General features: G+C 62.3%; 14 protein-coding genes and 1 pseudogene. 9 read left to right on the top strand and 6 right to left on the bottom strand.

Going from position 1 to position 16,220, the window contains the following annotated elements; translation table 11 throughout:
* Positions 1-368: toxin VasX (locus tag B9A31_RS24865; protein WP_371262075.1), on the bottom strand; the 368-nt coding region annotated here is incomplete at its 3' end.
* A gap of 300 nt (positions 369-668) precedes the next feature.
* On the opposite strand from B9A31_RS24865, the gene B9A31_RS24860 reads away from it, so the two are divergent.
* Positions 669-3,440 carry an amino acid adenylation domain-containing protein gene (locus B9A31_RS24860; protein WP_025754346.1) on the top strand — a complete coding sequence of 924 codons (2,772 nt, stop codon included), beginning with the start codon at positions 669-671 and terminating at the stop codon, positions 3,438-3,440.
* Positions 3,441-3,585: 145 nt separating this feature from the next.
* Here the strand turns inward: B9A31_RS24860 and B9A31_RS24850 are convergent, their stop codons facing one another.
* From B9A31_RS24850 to B9A31_RS24835, 4 genes are all read right to left on the bottom strand, one after another.
* A complete protein-coding gene (locus tag B9A31_RS24850; protein ID WP_019097994.1) occupies positions 3,586-4,071 on the bottom strand; it encodes an isochorismatase family protein in 486 nt (161 codons plus the stop codon).
* Positions 4,072-4,131: 60 nt separating this feature from the next.
* A complete protein-coding gene (locus tag B9A31_RS24845) occupies positions 4,132-5,364 on the bottom strand; it encodes a type II toxin-antitoxin system HipA family toxin (protein ID WP_025754347.1) in 1,233 nt (410 codons plus the stop codon).
* Positions 5,348-5,602, bottom strand: coding sequence for a helix-turn-helix transcriptional regulator (locus B9A31_RS24840; RefSeq protein ID WP_019097992.1), 255 nt, complete (start codon positions 5,600-5,602; stop codon positions 5,348-5,350). The genes B9A31_RS24845 and B9A31_RS24840 overlap by 17 nt, the downstream gene beginning before the upstream one ends.
* A 397-nt stretch (positions 5,603-5,999) precedes the next feature.
* Entirely contained in the window at positions 6,000-6,911 is a 912-nt protein-coding gene (locus tag B9A31_RS24835) for a LysR substrate-binding domain-containing protein (RefSeq protein WP_019097991.1), read from the bottom strand.
* 194 nt (positions 6,912-7,105) lie between these two features.
* On the opposite strand from B9A31_RS24835, the gene B9A31_RS24830 reads away from it, so the two are divergent.
* From B9A31_RS24830 to B9A31_RS24815, 4 genes are all read left to right on the top strand, one after another.
* Complete coding sequence (locus B9A31_RS24830; RefSeq protein ID WP_019097990.1) at positions 7,106-8,437, top strand: dicarboxylate/amino acid:cation symporter; 1,332 nt, start codon at positions 7,106-7,108, stop codon at positions 8,435-8,437.
* A 54-nt stretch (positions 8,438-8,491) separates the two neighbouring features.
* Positions 8,492-9,391: a L(+)-tartrate dehydratase subunit alpha gene (gene ttdA, locus B9A31_RS24825; protein ID WP_025754348.1), complete on the top strand. Its 900-nt coding sequence runs from the start codon at positions 8,492-8,494 to the stop codon at positions 9,389-9,391.
* Positions 9,388-9,996, top strand: a complete 609-nt coding sequence (gene ttdB / locus B9A31_RS24820) for a L(+)-tartrate dehydratase subunit beta (protein WP_019097988.1) — start codon at positions 9,388-9,390, stop codon at positions 9,994-9,996. Before ttdA ends, ttdB begins: the two co-directional genes overlap by 4 nt.
* Positions 9,997-10,148: 152 nt before the next feature.
* Positions 10,149-10,592: a hypothetical protein gene (locus B9A31_RS24815; RefSeq protein ID WP_025754349.1), complete on the top strand. Its 444-nt coding sequence runs from the start codon at positions 10,149-10,151 to the stop codon at positions 10,590-10,592.
* Positions 10,593-10,599: 7 nt separating this feature from the next.
* On the opposite strand, the gene B9A31_RS24810 is transcribed toward B9A31_RS24815, so the two are convergent.
* Positions 10,600-11,655: a sigma-54 interaction domain-containing protein gene (locus B9A31_RS24810; RefSeq protein WP_019097986.1), complete on the bottom strand. Its 1,056-nt coding sequence runs from the start codon at positions 11,653-11,655 to the stop codon at positions 10,600-10,602.
* Positions 11,656-11,971: 316 nt separating this feature from the next.
* On the opposite strand from B9A31_RS24810, the pseudogene B9A31_RS27220 reads away from it, so the two are divergent.
* The 4 genes and pseudogenes from B9A31_RS27220 to B9A31_RS24795 form a co-directional block, all read left to right on the top strand.
* Positions 11,972-12,103, top strand: a pseudogene (locus tag B9A31_RS27220) (nitrate ABC transporter substrate-binding protein); the annotation flags it as partial.
* Positions 12,104-12,150: 47 nt separating this feature from the next.
* A complete protein-coding gene (locus B9A31_RS24805) occupies positions 12,151-13,374 on the top strand; it encodes a lipase family protein (protein WP_019097984.1) in 1,224 nt (407 codons plus the stop codon).
* Positions 13,375-13,386: 12 nt separating this feature from the next.
* Positions 13,387-14,586, top strand: a complete 1,200-nt coding sequence (locus B9A31_RS24800) for an LLM class flavin-dependent oxidoreductase (RefSeq protein WP_084297487.1) — start codon at positions 13,387-13,389, stop codon at positions 14,584-14,586.
* Between the two features lie 4 nt (positions 14,587-14,590).
* The gene (locus B9A31_RS24795) at positions 14,591-16,144 is read left to right on the top strand and encodes an ABC transporter substrate-binding protein (protein WP_084297486.1); all 1,554 of its coding nucleotides are present in this window, start codon (positions 14,591-14,593) and stop codon (positions 16,142-16,144) included.
* Positions 16,145-16,220: the final 76 nt, after the last annotated feature.

Below are 16,220 nucleotides of genomic sequence, written 5' to 3'. Positions count from 1 at the left end.
TTGAGGAAGGACGAAGGAATGTCGTGGTTTTCATTCACGCATTTTTCGGGCAGTGATGCGGGGAGGCCCTCCGACGGCTCGTAGGGGTTGAAGCGGCGCAGGTGGCCCTGCTCGCTCACTTCGTAGGCATGCCAGACCTGCTGGTCGAGCAGCACGTACAGGTAGCCCATGCGCAAGGTGCGCACCCCTAGCTTCGCCGAGACATGCAGGCTGCCGGCCACGGTGCTGAGGCCCTGCGGGCGTGTGTCCGGCACCAGGGCGCGGCGCAGGGGCAGGATCGGCAGGCCTTGGCGTTCACAGGCCATGCACTGGTCGGAAGGGAGCCCGGCTTCGGCTGTCGCAATGGCAATTCGCTGGCTGATTGTCAAAAACGACCTCGCAATGAAAGGGACCGTGATGGTCCCTGAACACTAACGAGGAATCGCTTGCCGGAGGTTCATGGGGCGTCCTAATTCCTTGTAGGAAACGTCTGGGATTGAGCTTTTGGGCGATCAAAAACACAGCGCGGGCATGGCTCCGGCTTCGTCGGTGTTCGTGGGTGAACCCGCTCCTACAGGGTGCGCACCCGGCTATCGCGCAGCAGCCACTCGGATTGGCGCCACCGGCCACCGTGCACTAGCGTTGTGCTACCAGCCAGCCCCAACGTTCATGCGGAGCCCTTACCCATCATGCCGGACCTGCGCCCGAACCCGACGCTGTGCCTGGAGTACCGTGCCGAGCAGCCCATTCACCACGCCTTCCTCGAACAGGCCGGTCGCTGCCCGGATGCCATCGCCATTCATGCCCAGCACACCATCTGCAGCTATGCCCAGCTCGCGCAGATCAGTCAGGGCATTGCCGCCTATCTGGTAGAAAACGCTGCCAGCGGCACCGATCGTGTGGTCATCGTCGCCAGCCGCTGCGCCGCCCTGGTCTACGCCATGCTCGGCTGCCTGCGCGCAGGCCTGGCCTTTACCGTGGCCGACGCCGCCTACCCGCCTGCGCGCATTGCGCAGATCGTCCGCACATTGGGGCCGGCCGTGGTCCTGCGCTGTGACGAGGCAACTGTCGACACCGACTGCCCGCTTGTCGTTACGGTGCCGCAAGCCCCCGCTGACGCACTGCAAGCCTTCCCCAACCTGCCTGTGGCGCTGCCCGCCGTAACCCCCGAACACCCCGCCTACATCACCTTCACCTCGGGCAGCACCGGTGAACCCAAGGGCATCGTCACCCACCACGCGCCGCTGGTGCACTTCATCGACTGGCATGTAAGCCAGCATGGCTTCAGCCAGGCCGACACCTTCTCCCTGCTTTCCGGCCTGGGCCACGACCCGGTGTACCGCGACGTGTTCACGCCTCTGTCGATCGGCGCGACCATCGCCTGCCCTGCCCAGCCAACCCTGACCGACCCGTCCCGGCTGGCCAGCTGGATTCATCAGCACAACGTGAGCGTGATCCACCTCACCCCGCCACTGGGCAAGCTGATCGAAACCGGCGCACACCTGAATGGCCAGGTGCTCGACCGGCTGCGCTACCTGTTCTGGGGCGGCGATGCGCTCAGCCCGGCGCTGTACCAGCAGTTGCGTGCCATTGCGCCCAACGCCGTCAGTGTGAACTTCTATGGCACCACCGAAACACCACAAGCAATGGCCTTCCATACGCTTGACCCGCACGCCGACAATGCGCGTGTCCCGTTGGGCAAGGGCATCGCCAATGCACAGTTGCTGGTGGTCAACCCGGCCAACCAGTTGGTCAGCGAAGGGGAAACGGGCGAAATCCTGATCCGCAGCCCCTACCTGTCCCAAGGCTACTGGGGCGACCCGGCACTGACCGAGGCCAAGTTCGTCGCCAACCCGTTCACCGGCGACCCAAGCGACCGCTGCTACCGCACGGGTGACCTGGGCACCTACCTGGTCGATGGCAGCGCCCGTTTTCTGGGACGCGGCGACAGCCAGGTGAAAATCCGCGGCCATCGCATCGAGCTGGCGGAAATCGAAAACGCCATCACCCGCCACCCGCACATCGGGCAATGCGTGGTCGTGGCTAACCACGACAGCGCCTCGACCCGGCTGGTTGCCTATTGCGTCAGCCGCAAGCCCACCATCGCCGATGAACTGCGCCAGGCGCTCAGGGGCCAACTGCCAGACTACATGGTGCCGGCGCTTTTCGTGTTCCTCGATGCCCTGCCGCTCACCCCAAACGGCAAGCTCGACAAACGTGCACTGCCTGCGCCCTTTGACGACAGTGCCAACGTGCTCCTGTCCCCACTGGCGGAAAAGCTGAGCACCGCCTGGGCGCGCATCCTCCAGGTGCCACGCCTGGACGCCAGGTTGAGTTTCGTCGAACTGGGCGGCGATTCACTGTCGTTCGTGCAGGCTTCACGCGTGCTGGAGGAGCTGATCGGTCACCTCCCTGAACGTTGGGAAACCCTGCCGGTGAACCAGCTGGCCGAGCTGAGCGCACCGCCCAAGGGCCCTTGGCGGGTGATGGAAATGCCGGTGTTCGTGCGCATGCTCGCCATCATCCTGATCGTGGTCGGCCACCTGAGCGCGTTCGACCACTGGCTGATCGTGGGCGAAACGTCGGTGCTGTTCCTGGTTTCCGGCATCAGCCTGGCGCGATTCCAGCTCAAGGCCATCGAAGAACGTGGCGATGCGCGCACACTGCTCAGGTCGCTGGCAGCCATCGTGGTGCCAACGGTGCTGTACACCGCGCTGATCCAGCTGCTATTCGACCACCTGCACTGGCAATCGCTGCTGTTGGTTTCCAACTGGTTCCCGGCCAGCGAGGTCAGTGTGTTCAATTACTGGTACATCGAAGTGCTGGTGCAGATGATCCTGATCATCGGCCTGGTGTTGTCGATCCGGCGTGTGCGCCAGGTGGTCCTCGCCGACCCGTTCCGCTGCCTGATCATTGCGACCTGTGCGCTGGTGGCAGTGGATGTGCTGGTCAGCCGCTTCGTGTTCGACGCCGGTGCGCTGTTCAACCGGGTACCACAGCATTTCCTGGCCGTCATGGTGTTGGGCATGGCTGTGCACCATGCCGACACTACCGCGCGTAAATGGGTGGCCAGCGCGGTAGCGGTGCTGGTGGTCGGCGAGCTGGACCTGATGGCGATTGCCGGCGTGGGCTGGCAGGCATTCTCGCGCTATATCGATATCGCGCTGCCGGCGATGCTGGCCCTGATCTGGGTGCGCTCGGTGCCAGTGCCTGCCCTGGTGGCACGGGCAGGTGCGGTGATTGCCTCGTCAACCTTGTATATCTACCTGACACATTTCCAGTTCCTGTCGCTGGCAGACCGTATTTTCAATCACCCGCTGTTCGAGGTAACCCTGGCACTGGCCGGCGGGGTGCTGGTGGCCTACTGCTGGAACACCCTGTTGCGCCTTCTATTCAACCGCAAGAACAGGCAGAACCCGGCGCGCGGAGCAGATGCAGCCGAGCGCGCCACCTCCGCTTGAGGCTGGGCAATTTCGATACCACGTACTGTAGCGGGCGCTGTAGTCGACGTTGCCATCCTGCAACTTCACAGGTTTGGGAATCGCCAGCACATTGACCTGGCCCGGGAGCTCGAGGCGCCAGATGACGGCCAAGTGACTACATGCGTCAGGTCTGTCCGGCCAGTTCGGCCAGTACCTCTACCGAGGTAGTGACTTGACGGAAGTGATGCTGCCACAACGCGATGCCCAGCTTGCCAGAACGGTCCAGCGAAGAGCCTACGGTCATGTCCGTCACCAGGGTAGGCGTCAGCCCCGCATCGAACAGGGCAAAGCCAGCGGCCAGCACGCAGGTTTCGGTCTGCAGCCCGCACACCAGCACCCGCTCTACACCCAGCTGCCGAATGTACTCGATAGCTTCGACGCTCTGCCCGTAGCCATGCTTGATAAAGACCTGGTCGGCCTCGACCAGGCTCTCGTCCTCAGCCGCCGGGTGCCAGCCGAGTTGCCGCTCGAACGGTGTGACCTGTTCGTCATGCAACTCGACCGAAGCAATGGTAGGGATATTCGCTGACAACCGCCGCAAACCATCGACCAGCCACTCGGGCGGGCTAAAGGTGGACTGGACATCGACGATGAGCAAAACCTGGCGCATAGCGTACTCCGGCCATTGGCAAAATGGCGCGGAGTATAACGCGTGGCCAGGTCGGAAACCCTAGGCCACAATACTTCTGTTCATGCCCTGGGCCCACGCAGCAGCCATCTTCTCCCCTATGCGCTCAAATGCCGAATGGCTGTTGCGATAATCTGATAACTCCGCCATCGCACGGTTGATGCCGACTTCGACTCTGTTGAGCAACTCATCGCAGCGCGATTGCGTAAGGTTGCAGGCGGTGCGCCCGAACTGCACCAGCATCTTGCGTTTGGGCCAGGCCTTGGAGCCACCCAGCAACAGCCCCATGATATCGTGGCTGTTGTACACCGTCGTGGTCACCAAATCGTAAGCGGGTGCAAGCCGGATGTCGGCATCTTCCGCACAGTTCTCGTACAGCAGGCCGAAGTTCTTCAAGTGAGCATCGCCGTTCTGAATGCCCGCACAAAGCGCTACCAGCGTAAAGAAGCTTTCCAGCGCGTCCGGTACCCGGCCGGGGGTGACATAAAGTTTGATCAGTTGCGCGCAGCCTTGGTAACTGCCGTCGTACTTCTTGCGCGTCCCCCACCCGGAAAGCACACACATGTCTTCAAACCCGAGGTAGCTGTCGCTGCCGATGTCGAAGCGTCTCACAACCAGAAACTGCCCATGCTGGCTCAGTTGAAATTCCGGTACCTCAAGGCCACAGTGAAGGGCCGCCCGCATGCAGAAAAACTCGTTGGCGGCCAACTGCGGGAACTCTGCTTCATTGAATGCCTTCACCAAGTGCGTAGCACCTCGATGGGTGAACCGGCCAACTTCGGCTCCAACTTCATCGGTATCACGCACCAGCACCTTGGGTTGAACACCTGATACCCCTGAATAGGTCGCGTAAGTGCTCAAGAGGTCATTGAACAGGTCTGTGGCTCCGTCGTGAATCAGCAGGTTGGCGAGCTTGATGCCCGGTAGCGACTGGTCGCTGGCATGCTGGGCAATGCTGATGCGGCCTAGCTGGTGTGGACCGACGATACCCAGCAGCGCAAAGTCGTCAAAACCGCGCACCGACTTGCTGAAGCGGCGCATCAATTCCTCTTTGAGGTGCCCTTCCGGGATATGCATTTCGAACAGTGGGTGTATGCCGTACTCCCACTTGTAGCTTTCGAGGCGCACCGGCATGGTCAGGGAAACAGCCTGTTCCTCAGTGACCGCCGCGTTGTAAACAAAGACCGAATCACGCAGGTTATCCTCGCTGCGGCCAAGTGTTCCGACAGCCTCACCGCTGGCGCCAATGTACAAACGATCACGCTGACTGGTCATGGATACCCCCGGCCTTCAACTCGTCAAGGGTCTTGCGCCGACGCTTGGGCGTTGCCGTCAACTCGTAACCCAGGCCCTCAAGGATTGCGGCGACCTTGCGGATCCCGACTTCGGGAATCGTGTTGTTCTCGATGCCAGAGATGGTCGCCCGGCTCATACCATGCCGCTGGGCAAGTTGCGCCTGTGACAGGCCGGCCTCCTTGCGCAGTTTTTTTATCAGATTGCCTAATTCATTCATACTTGAGTGCATCGAATACAGTGCAAAAATAGAAAAACCTTAAAAATGCATCGTATTCGATTCATAAAACCTTGTATACCTCGTACCCCTCACGTCTTGCTGTGTTGATCATTACCGAAGCCGTGAGCTACACCGCTGGCGTGCACACCCACGTGTCCGGCAACAACCGGACCGACAACACCTTGATGGTGCGCGGGCAATGCGCCGGTACGTGTGTCGCGCCACCTGGCCTCGGTGTGCGTCGACTACACCCTGCAAGGCGGGCCACTGGCCGGACTGGGCGGCGGCCGGGGTGTGCGCTACATTGGTGGTACGTATTGGCGATGCACAGAACACCTTCGAAGTGCCGGGCGAGCGCGCCGTTTTTCTCTGTGCCAAAGCGCAGCGTGCGGCGGCGCTACTGCCACGCCGACTGGCTGTCGCCCTGTCGGAAGAACTGCCGCAAATGCTCGACAAAACACGACACCTTCGCCGACAGGTTCAAGCGCTCCAGATACACCGCATAGATGTCCGCAGGCGGCGTGTGGTAATCGCCCAGCACCTCCACCAGGCGCCCGCTGCGCAGGTGATCGGCCAGGTTCCACTCGGCCCGCAGCAGGATGCCCTGCCCGTCCAGCGCCCAGTTCAGCGCCACTTCGCCATCGTTGGTGCTGAGACTGCCATGCACCTTCACCGACTCGCCATGCTTCCCACGGCTGAGCCGCCAGATCCCGAACGCGGCATCGTTCTGGCGCAACACGATGCAGTTGTGGCTGGCCAGGTCCTTGGGGGCTTGCGGGGTGCCGTGAGCTTCCAGATAGCTGGGTGCAGCGCACAACCTGCGGCGGTTGGCAGCGATCTTGCGGGCGATCAGGCGTGAGTCGGGCAGTTCACCAAAGCGGATGGCCACATCGATGGCGTCGTTCGGCAACGCGATGGGACGGTCGGTCAGGTGCAGTTGCACCTCCACCTCCGGGAAACGTTTGGCAAACGATGAGACTGCCGGCCCTACATGGGTACGCCCGAACCCCAACGGCGCATTGACACGCAACAGCCCCTTCGGCTCGGCACGGCTGCTGGACACCTGCCGCTCCATTTCCTCGATTTCACCCAATATCCGCCGGGCATTCACCAGGTAGGTCTCGCCTTCGGCGGTAAGGCTGATGCTGCGCGTGGTGCGGTTGAGCAAGCGCACACCCAGGCGCTGCTCCAGTTGCGCCAGGCGCTTGGAGACGGCTGGCGGGGTCAGGTTCAGTTCGCGCGCGGTGCCCGCCAGGCTGCCCACCCTGATCAGTTGGGTGAAGAACGCCAGCTCCGATACCGGATTCATAATTAACCTGAGGGAAACAATGAGTTGAATTTCATTGTATTACAGCATTTCTGAAAAACCATTACCTTTTGCCCTGCGTGATTAACCACAAAAACGCTGGGCTCTTCGGCCGCCAAGGCCAGGTGTGACCTGCACCCCACGATCAGCCCGGCCGCCAGATAAATCCGACTCACAACAATAATTCGGAGACGGCAATGGCCAAGCGATTGTTCGGCAAGCTTTATGTACAGGTATTGATCGGCGTAACCCTCGGGGTGCTGATCGGGGTGTTCTGGCCACAGGTTGGCGCGGACTTGAAGCCCATCGGTGACGCCTTCATCAAACTGATCAAGATGGTCTTCGCCCCGATCATCTTCGCCACGGTGGTGCTGGGCATCGCCAAGATGGAAAACATGAAGGAACTCGGCCGCGTGGGTGTACGTGCGCTGATCTACTTCGAAGTGCTGTCCACCTTCGCCCTGGTGCTTGGGCTGGTGGTGGTCAACATCGTGCAGCCCGGCCAAGGCATGAACGTCGACCCTGCCACCCTCGACGCCAAGAGCATCTCCACTTACACCGCTGCGGCGGCCGGCAACAGTGGCGGCTTCATCGACTTCATGCTGCATGTGATCCCGGGCAGCGTGACCGACGCCTTCGCCAAGAACGAGATCCTGCCGATCCTGCTGTTCAGCACCCTGTTCGGCATCGCCCTTTCCCACCTCGGCCCGCGCGGCAAACCGATGGTGGATGTGCTGGAAGCCTTTTCCCACGGCATGTTCTTCATCGTCGGCATGATCATGCGTGTGGCCCCGCTGGCCGCCTGCGGCGCCATGGCCTTCACCGTCGGCAAGTACGGCCTGGGCTCGATCGTCTCGCTGGGCAAGCTGATGGCGACCATGTACCTGACCTGCTTCCTGTTCGTGGTGATCGTGCTCGGCGCCATTGCCCGGCTGTGCGGTTTCAACCTGTGGAGGTTCCTCAAGTACCTGAAGGAAGAGCTGTTCACGGTACTGGGCACCAGCTCGTCCGAGTCGGTGGTGCCGCAACTGATGAACAAGCTGGAAAAGGTCGGCGTGTCCAAACCGGTGGTCGGCCTGGTGATCCCCTCGGGCCTTACCTTCAACCCGGACGGCCAGTGCATCTACTACACCATGGCCGCCATCTTCATCGCCCAGGCCACCAACACACCATTGACCTTGATGGACCAACTGATCGTGCTGGGCGTGCTGCTGCTCACCTCCAAAGGCTCGGCAGGTGTGACCGGTTCGGGCTTCATCACCCTGGCCGCCACACTGGCGACCATGGACAACATCCCCGTGGCCGGCATGGTGCTGCTGTTGGGCGTGGACCGCTTCATGTCCGAGGCCCGCGCCATCACCAACACCATCGGCAACGCCGTCGGCACGGTGGCCATCGCCCACTGGGTGGGCGCGCTGGACAAGCAGCGCATGGCGCAGGCCCTGGACGGCCAGCTGCCGGCAGAACCGCAAGCCGCTACGCCGCACCCTGCCCTTGCACGCATGGAGGCCGACACACCCATACCCTGACCTTTCGATAACAGCAAGAACGAATCCGCCTTGTGATGCAGTGAGGAAATAATCATGGACAAAGAAACCGCCGTGTCATCGCTTACCGACGTGATGGCCAAGTTCACCGCCTATATCGGCAAGCGCCTGCCCAAAGACGTCAAGGAAAAGACCGCCAAGTTACGTGCTGCCGAAACCAACCCGCTGGCCATTGCCGTGTACGACTCGATGGCCGACAACCAGGAATACGCCGACAAACTCAACCGCCCCAGCTGCCAGGACACCGGCGTGATCCAGTACTTCGTCTCGGCCGGCGCACGCTTCCCGCTGCTGGGTGAGATGGAAGGCATCCTTGAGAACGCCACCAAGGAAGCCACCATCCAGGGGCCGCTGCGCCACAACGCAGTGGAAACGTTCATCGAGAAAAACACCGGCACCAATACCGGCTCGAAAATCCCGTGGCTGGACTGGGAAATCATCCCCGATGCCGATCACTGCATCGTCGATGTGTACATGGCAGGTGGCGGCTGCACCTTGCCAGGTTCGGCCAAGGTGCTGATGCCGGGTCAAGGCTATGAAGGGGTGACCGAGTTCGTCTTCGATGTGATCACCTCACGCGGGGTCAATGCCTGCCCGCCGTTGCTGGTGGGGGTTGGGGTTTCAACCTCGGTAGAAACAGCAGCACGCCTGTCGAAGAAAGCCATTCTGCGTGAAGTGGATTCCTGCCACCCCAACGAAAGCGCGGCCATGATGGAAAAGCTGCTGGAAGACGGCCTGAACGAAATCGGCATCGGCCCGCAAGGCCTGACCGGTAACAGCAGCGTGATGGGCGTGAACATCGAGTCCTCGGCCCGTCACCCCTCCACCATCGGCGTGGCTGTGTCCACCGGTTGCTGGGCCCACCGACGCGGCAAGATCCGCATCAACGCCGACCTGACCTACGACATCCTCTCCCACGAAGGGGTAGTACTGTGAAAAAGATCCTCAGCACCCCGATCAGCGACGAAGACCTGGCCAGCCTCAACGTGGGCGATGTGGTCTACCTCACCGGCCAACTGGTGACCTGCCGTGACGTGGCACACCGGCGTCTCATCGAGCTGGGTCGCGAGCTTCCGGTTGACTTGCGTGGCGGCGCCATTTTCCACGCCGGTCCCATTGTCAGGAAGAAAGACGATGGCAGCTTCGAGATGGTGTCCATTGGCCCGACCACCAGCATGCGCATGGAAAAGTTCGAGAAGCAGTTCATCGAGCAGACCGGCGTCAAGCTGATTGTCGGCAAGGGCGGTATGGGCCCGGAGACCACCACCGGGTGTCTGGAGAACAAGGCCGTACATGCGGTGTTTCCAGGCGGCTGCGCAGTGTTGGCAGCCACTCAGGTGGAAGAGATCGAGCGGGCAGAATGGCAGGACCTGGGCATGCCGGAAACGCTGTGGGTGAACCGCGTGCGTGAGTTCGGGCCGCTGATCATTTCGATCGATACCAAGGGCAACAACCTGTTCGAACAGAACAAGGCACGCTTCAACGAACGCAAGGGGGCCGTGATCGAGAAGATCAACAGCCAGGTGCGCTTTATCAAGTAAGCGGGCGATGGTCGGGCTGCAATGTGGCCCGACCTGTCAATTGTGCGCAAGCGCCTGGGCTGCTTTAGATTCAAGCCCATACAACGACTCTACGCCGAGACAGGCGGTGACAGGTCCTAAGGGCACATAATCTTTAACGCGAGGTGCGCATCATGGGAAACGACAACACCCCAAAACAGAGCGGTGTCATCATGTTCTGGCAAGAGAACAACGGTACCGGACCAAGCCAGGGTCTTAATTTACCAGCAGAGGGAAGTGGCGAGAGGGCAAGTAAAACGGTTGTCGCCAGCTACAGCAAAATTGCGATGAGCGACATCCCTTCAGCCTCGACCATCACCCTGAATTACAGGACGGCCCCAGACGACTGGACTGTGCGTTCCTCCATTAAATTCAGGACAACCCATAAGCCAGCTTCACTCAACCGCACCGAGTACAGCTATCTGCTCAATACCTACTCGGTTGGTGACTTCATCAGTGAGGGTCTGGGCCTGAAAGTGATTGCCAAGCAAGCGGGGCCTTCCCCTCAAGCTGATGTAAAGGCGGCCCACCAGATAGATTGCTACGTTCATCTTTCCGACTCGATACCTACAGACTGAACAGCTTTCACGCTTTTGTCAGCTCCCCGATCTTTTCCAGGCGCGCCCTGACAATGTTGCGACTGATGTTCAACAGCCTGCCGGTCTGCAGCTGGTTCCCATGGCAGTACCGATACGCGGCACGAAACACCGTCTCCTCTATGTGTTCGTACAGGTTCGGGACATTCTGCTCGAACAATGCCAGCAACGCACTCTCCAGGTCCGGTGGCGGCGCAAGTGCCACCGGAACATGGCTTTGGATTGCAGCCGGGCTCGTCGGCCTCATGTCCACCAAGTGCAGGTCCGCCGGCGCCACCACCTGATAGCGACACACCAGCAACGCATGGTGAATGGCGTTCTCCAGCTCGCGAATGTTGCCCGGCCAGCTATGCGCCAGCAGTTTGCGCTCGGCCTCCGGACTCAGCGAGGCGCGCTCGTAACCCAACCGTCGGCAATGCTCTTCGATGAAAAACTCCGCCAACGGCAGGATGTCCCCCGGCCGCTCGCGCAGCGGCGGCAGCCGGATTGTCGCGACGTGCAGGCGGTAGAACAGGTCCTCGCGAAAATGCCCCGCCACCACCGCATCGGCCAGGTTGACGTTGGTTGCCGCCACCAGCCGCACGTTGATCGGGATTGGCGTGCGTGAGCCCAGGCGCACCACTTCACGCTCCTGCAGCACCCGCAGCAACTTCACCTGCATGTTCAATGGCAGGTCACCGATTTCGTCGAGAAACAACGTGCCGCCATTGGCCGCCTCGAACCAGCCGGCCTTGTTGCTGGTGGCGCCGGTGAACGCGCCCTTCTCATGGCCGAACAGTTCGCTCTCCACCAGGGTTTCGGCAAAAGCACCGCAGTTCACCGCCACGAATGGCTCACGCCCACGGCGGCTGAGGTGATGGATATGGCGGGCGACCAGCTCCTTGCCGGTGCCGGTTTCGCCGATGATCAGGGTATTGGCCTCGCTGGGCGCCAGGCGCTCGATACGGCTGAGCAGTTCCTGGGAGCGCGGGTCCTTGAACACGAGCACGGTGGCACGTACCGACTTGGTCAGCTCGCGGGCATTGGGGTGGGTGATCAGCGACATGGGGCATTCCTGGCAGTTGACGCGCAGGCCCATAGTGCATGAAACAAATTAGATCAAAAAATTATTAATTAATATTTACATATACGAATAAGGAATATTCGATTTTCCAGCGGCCGACTGCTGCTGCAGCAGCAACCCGCCAGCACTCTCCTGCCCGCCGATCAGCAGGCCAAGCCCTTCACCGACAGGCAATCCCTCCCCGAAAGCCCCGCCAATCAAGCCCTGCAGGCCATTTTCAACTGGCTGGCATGCATTTCGCTCCAGGCCTGAGGAACCTTTGCCTGGAGCTGCACATGAACAATCCCTCGCGTCATGCCCTCAGCTTGGCGCCGCTGCCATGTCAGCCGGCAAAGTGGATGCCGCCGTGCTGCTCAACGAAACCGGCGCCCTAATAGGCGAACGCGGGGTGCACATCCTCTGGGCGACCAAGCAAGCCGCCAACGACTGGCCGTCCTCAAACGCTCAACTCAGCCATCAACCTTGAGACCCTGACTCATGAAACTGCCTGCTTCCCTCATCTTCGCCCTCAGCGCCCTGGCCCTGTCCGTGAGTGCGGTGGCCGCCGAAACCTACGCACCCAAGCCCGACCCGCAACAGGGCGATGGCCGCGTGTCGGCCTTCTACACCTGGACCAAGATCATCCCCGCCACGCCCGGCAAACTGCTGCGCAGCGAACCGCTGGAACAAGCCCTGAGCTTGCCCAGTGCGGCCAGTGCGCAACGCATCCTCTACACCTCGCTGGACGGTATCGACGGCAAGACCCCGGTTGTGGTTTCCGGCGCGCTGTTCATCCCGAAAGGCAAGGCACCGGCAGGCGGTTGGCCGGTTGCCAGCTGGGGCCATGGCACGGTCGGCGTGGCCGACATCTGCGCGCCATCCTGGGCCGGGCGCAGCTACCGCGACGTGCAATACCTCAACCGTTGGCTCGAAGAGGGCTACGCCATCGTTGCCACCGACTACCAAGGCCTGGGCGTCCCCGGCGGCCACCCGTTGCTGAACAACCGCATGGCCGCCTACGGCATTCTCGATGCGGCCAAGGCTGTGGTGGCCGGCGTACCGGGGCTGGCCGACAAGGTGCTGATCATCGGCCAGTCCCAGGGCGGTGCCGGAGCGTTTGCCGCTGGCGCCTACGCGGCCACTTATGCGCCCAAGCTAGGGGTCAAGGGCAGTATCGGCACTGGCGTGATCTATACCGTGGGCCCGAAAAACGTTGGCGAGCAGGACCAGGACAAAGTCGACCCGGCATTGGCTTACGGCTTCTACACCCTGCTGGCTGCGCAACAGTATGACCCGAGCATCGACCCGCGCGACTTCTATACCGACAAGGCCCTGCCGCTGTTCGAGCAGGCACGTACCAGCTGCCTGTCATCGCTGGTCAGTGATGTGGTCGGCACCGGCCTGACCCCGGCCAATGCCAAGAAAGACTACAAGGGCGACAAGCTCAAACCATGGCTGGCACAGGTGTCGTACCCGACCCTGAAACTGGCCCAGCCGATCTTCATCGGCACCGGTGCCGAGGACAAGACCCCCGCCGCCGCTACCCAGGTAGCGCTGATGCAGGACGCCTGCAAGGCCGGCTCTGTGGTGCAGGGCCACTTGTACAAGGGCCTGGGCCACAGCGAAACGGTGAATGCCTCGCTGAAGGACTCGATCCCCTTCGCCCGCCAGGTCATCAGCGGCCAGCCAGTCACCCCCAATTGCAGCCCAAGCGTCCAGTAAGGAGGCCGCCCCATGAGCATCGAATTCTTCACCCGCCTGCCCTTGCACGGCGAAACCCAGTTCCTGCCCGGCGACCCGCGCAACCGCGGCGACTGGCATGCGGGCGGGGCGAGTACCGGGGCGGTGTCGGGGTTTGCCGTAGGTGATCACTTCACCTATATCGACTACCTCGGCCAGATCGCCCGCGCGGCGGAAATCAACGGCTTCGGCGGCGCGCTGATGGTCAACGCGCCGACCGGAGAAGAACCGTGGACGGTGTGCTCACTGCTGGCCCGGGAAACGCGCACGCTGAAGTTCGTCACCGCGTTCCAGCCCTACCACTACACCCCGTGGGTGGCCGTGCAGCAGGCCGCGACCTACCAGCGCGCTACCGGCAACCGCCTGGTGTGGAACATCATCAACGGCGGCTCGGATGCCATCCAGCGTCAGGTCGGCGACTTCGAGGGCCATGACGAACGCTACGCTCGCGCCACCGAATTCATGGACGTGGTGCGCGGCTATTGGCACAACGAGCAGTTCCACTACGAAGGCACCTATTACCGTGCCGAAGGCGGCGGCCTTCGCGGCCCATTGAAAAAGGCCGAACTGCCGCTGATCTGCACGGCCGGCTCGTCGGTGGCAGCGCGGGAATTTGCCGCCAAGCACGCCGACTTCTACCTGATGCGCGCCGAGCACCCGGACGAGATCGCTGCGCTGATCGACGACATTCGCGCCCGCGCGTTGAAGTGGGGGCGCACCGATATCCGTTTTGGCCTGTCCATTGACGTGATCACCCGCGACACTGAAGCGGCAGCGCTGGCCGAAGCCAAACGCTTCTTCGACGAAGGCTTGGCCAAAGGCACGGTCAAGGCCCGCGCGGCCCACGCAGGCCTGCGCACGGCACGCAAGCTGAGCTACGAACATGGCTACAACGACAAGGACGAGCAACAGGCCTTCGACGACTTCTTCATCCACCCCAATGTGTGGACCGGCTTCGGCTACATCGGTATCCCGCCGGGCTGCGCGCTGGTAGGCAGCTACGCCAACGTGGTAGCGCGCATCCACGAGTACCACGGCATCGGCATCGACCTGTTCTTCCTGGCCGGCTACCCGCACCTGGAAGAGGCCTACCGCATCGGCGAGCACATCCTGCCGCACTTCCGTGCGCAGCGCGCAGCCCTTGCCCGCCCGGCAACCGAACCCGTGCAGCTGCACGCCAGCAACGGAGCCTGACGCCATGGCCAGGGACGGTTACCCATTGAGCCGGCGCAGCTTCCTTGGCCACGCTGGCGTGCTGGCCGGTGGTTTGCTGGCCGGCTGCGGCCCCGCCGACAGCCCAAGCCATGCCGTAGCCGACCAGCCGCGCCATGGCGGGCGCCTGCGTTTAGGCATCATCGACGGCAACCAAAGCGGCAACCTCGACGCCCACAAGCCCATCGGCAGCGGCATCGTGCGTGGCTTTGCGCTGTACAGCAAGCTGTGGGAATGGGACGAGCAGATGCAGCCGCGCCTGGCCCTGGCCGAGTTCGCCGAGCCCAACGCCGATGCCAGCAGCTGGACCCTGCGCCTCAAGCCCGGGCTGGAGTTCCACCATGGCAAGACCATCGACGCCGAGGACCTGATTTTTTCCATCCGCCGCCTCACCGACCCGCAGCTGGCCTCGCCCTATGCGGCGCTGCTGCACTGGGTGGACCGCGACAACCTGGTCAAGCTTGACGAGCGCACCGTACGCCTGAGCTTTCGCGACGGCCGCAGCTACCTGCCGCTGCCGGAGACCTGGGTCAACTTCGGCGGCATCGTGCCGGTGGACTACCACCCGGTCACCAACCCGGTCGGCGCCGGGCCTTACAAACTGAAAAGCTTCACCCCGGGCCAGCGCTCGCTGTTCACCCGCTTCGACAACTACTACAAACCCGGCAAGCCCTACGCCGATGAACTGGAGATCATCGACTTCAAGGACCAGACCGGCCGCCTGGCGGCACTGCGGGCCGGGCAGATCGACATGGCCAACGTGATGTCCACCGAGCACCTGCAGGTGCTGCAGGCCGACCCACGGTTGCGCCTGCTGAAGTCGGTGAGCGGCAACTGGCTGTCGTTCGACATGAACACCGCCAAGGCGCCGTTCAACGACCCGCGAGTACGCGAGGCATTCCGCCTGCTGGCCGACCGTGACGAGCTGGTGCGCCGTGCGCTGAATGGTCAGGGCCGTGTGGCCAATGACCTGTATGCACCCTTCGACCCCACCTTCGACCACAGCATTGGCCCACGCCCCTATGACCCGCAGCGCGCAGCGCAGTTGCTGCGTGAAGCCGGCCATGAGCAGTTGCAGGTGGAGCTGGTGACCACAGCCGGGCCGGGGCTGGCTTCGGCACTGGTGCTGGCCGAGCAGGCCCGGCGCATTGGCGTGACGATCAACGTGCGCCAGGTTGACCTGGCCACCTTCCAGGGTCCGCAACGGGATGACTGGACCCTGAGCACCGGTGGCAGCATCGGCGCGCCGTTCCTGGCCAGCGCGATTCATACCGACGCGCCGTTTGCCGTGGCCAACAAGACCCACTTCAACGACCCCGAATTCAGCCAGGCCTTTCTCGCCGCCATGGCCCAACCGGACCTGGAAAAGCGCAAGGCGCTGGTGCACCGGGCGCAACGCATCCAGTACGCGCGCGGCGGCATGCTGATCTGGGGCTTTGCCGACCTGCTCGACAGCGTCAGCACCCGCGTGGGTGGCGCGCAGGCGGAGCAGTCGCTGTTCAGTACCTGGCGATTCGAGCGTTTGTGGCTCAAAACCTGATCTCTGGGCCGGCATCGTTCTCTGTGGGAGCGGGCGCGCCCGCGAACCAGGGCAAAGCCCTGGCCATGCACCGCGG

Source organism: Pseudomonas sp. URIL14HWK12:I5, from assembly GCF_900176445.1.
Taxonomy (GTDB): domain Bacteria; phylum Pseudomonadota; class Gammaproteobacteria; order Pseudomonadales; family Pseudomonadaceae; genus Aquipseudomonas; species Aquipseudomonas monteilii.
This window is presented reverse-complemented; position numbering and strand designations above follow the sequence as displayed.

Excerpts from the sequence above, each read along its gene's own strand:
- B9A31_RS24810 (WP_019097986.1), bottom strand. The coding sequence starts at position 11,655 with ATGTCGCTGATCACCCACCCCAATGCCCGCGAGCTGACCAAGTCGGTA.
- B9A31_RS24795 (WP_084297486.1), top strand. The coding sequence starts at position 14,591 with ATGGCCAGGGACGGTTACCCATTGAGCCGGCGCAGCTTCCTTGGCCAC.
- B9A31_RS24815 (WP_025754349.1), top strand. The coding sequence starts at position 10,149 with ATGGGAAACGACAACACCCCAAAACAGAGCGGTGTCATCATGTTCTGG.
- B9A31_RS24840 (WP_019097992.1), bottom strand. The coding sequence starts at position 5,602 with ATGAATGAATTAGGCAATCTGATAAAAAAACTGCGCAAGGAGGCCGGC.
- B9A31_RS24860 (WP_025754346.1), top strand. The coding sequence starts at position 669 with ATGCCGGACCTGCGCCCGAACCCGACGCTGTGCCTGGAGTACCGTGCC.
- B9A31_RS24830 (WP_019097990.1), top strand. The coding sequence starts at position 7,106 with ATGGCCAAGCGATTGTTCGGCAAGCTTTATGTACAGGTATTGATCGGC.
- B9A31_RS24800 (WP_084297487.1), top strand. The coding sequence starts at position 13,387 with ATGAGCATCGAATTCTTCACCCGCCTGCCCTTGCACGGCGAAACCCAG.
- ttdA (WP_025754348.1), top strand. The coding sequence starts at position 8,492 with ATGGACAAAGAAACCGCCGTGTCATCGCTTACCGACGTGATGGCCAAG.
- B9A31_RS24805 (WP_019097984.1), top strand. The coding sequence starts at position 12,151 with ATGAAACTGCCTGCTTCCCTCATCTTCGCCCTCAGCGCCCTGGCCCTG.
- B9A31_RS24835 (WP_019097991.1), bottom strand. The coding sequence starts at position 6,911 with ATGAATCCGGTATCGGAGCTGGCGTTCTTCACCCAACTGATCAGGGTG.
- B9A31_RS24845 (WP_025754347.1), bottom strand. The coding sequence starts at position 5,364 with ATGACCAGTCAGCGTGATCGTTTGTACATTGGCGCCAGCGGTGAGGCT.
- B9A31_RS24850 (WP_019097994.1), bottom strand. The coding sequence starts at position 4,071 with ATGCGCCAGGTTTTGCTCATCGTCGATGTCCAGTCCACCTTTAGCCCG.